1 protein-coding gene is annotated in these 1,059 nt (G+C 60.2%); it reads left to right on the top strand.

What is annotated here, in order from left to right; all coding sequences use genetic code 11:
• Window positions 1-75 precede the first annotated feature (75 nt).
• On the top strand, window positions 76-1,059 hold a 984-nt coding region (locus GTK09_RS27070; RefSeq protein WP_163466484.1), incomplete at its 3' end, for an ISL3 family transposase.

The raw sequence follows: 1,059 nt of genomic DNA, 5'->3' as shown, positions 1-1,059 counted from the left end.
GGCTCTTGCGCAGGTTGTGTGGTCACATGGCTCGGCGACTCTTTCTAACACCGCAGATGATGCGGTGGAGAGAGCATGCTTCAGATTTCTATGGTGCCCGGCTGCCTTTGCGGCCAGATCCGGCGGGAAGGGCCGTTGGGATTATCCGTTTCAGCTCGCGGGCGACGTGAAGGTGCGAGATGTCCGGAATGTCGGCGACGATCGACGGTTGTTCACGGTTACTATGACCGACGTCCCCTGGATCTTCCTGTGGTCGGTCGACAAGTTCGGCTCGACCTACGAATTCGGCGGTATGCCTGCCGGAACCCAGATTGCCCCCGCCAGACGTTCGGCGAGCAACTTCCGACGCTGATCGCGCCGTCAGCCCAACGCACCAATCGTCTGGTGAAAGCACAGGCAAGGATCGGGATCGCTCTCGGTGGTTCAGCAGGCAGCCGCCTTGCAAAGCAGATCGCCATGCCGGCGAGCGGCGACACCATCTTGCGTTTGGTCCGCCGAATGCCGGAGCCTGTCATGCCGGCCCCCACCGTCATCGGTGTCGATGACTGGGCCATGAAGAAGAGGTTGCGCTACGGCACGATCGTCGTCGATCTTGAGCGCCATCGTCCGATAGATCTCCTGCCTGATCGCACCTCAGAGACGGTGAGTGATTGGCTCGGATCTCGAAACGGGATCGAAATCGTCGCGCGGGACCGCTCGACTGAATATCGACGCGGCATCACCACTGGCGCCCCGAACGCTGTTCAAGTCGCCGATCGTTGGCACCTTCTCCATAACACAAGGCAAATGGTCGAGCGATGGACCGCCAGCGCTCATTCACGTCTTTGCCGTCTGCCATCGCTACAGAACGCCGAAACGTCAGGAAAGGGCCGCACAAAGGCGTTTCCTCGCACCCGTTCGGATACCACGAACACCATCGAAAATCGGGAACGGCGCAAGGTTCAGTATGAAGACATCCGCCGGCGCTATCTCGCTGGCGAGAAGCTGAAGGCACTATCCCGATCGACCGGCCTGGCTCGAGCAACCGTGCGCAAATTTGCCCTTGCCGAAAACTTTCCC

It is taken from the genome of Jiella pacifica, assembly GCF_010500815.1.
In the GTDB taxonomy this organism is placed as follows: domain Bacteria; phylum Pseudomonadota; class Alphaproteobacteria; order Rhizobiales; family Rhizobiaceae; genus Jiella; species Jiella pacifica.
The sequence above is the reverse complement of the archived record's forward strand: the minus strand, read 5'-3'. Positions and strand labels throughout refer to the sequence as shown.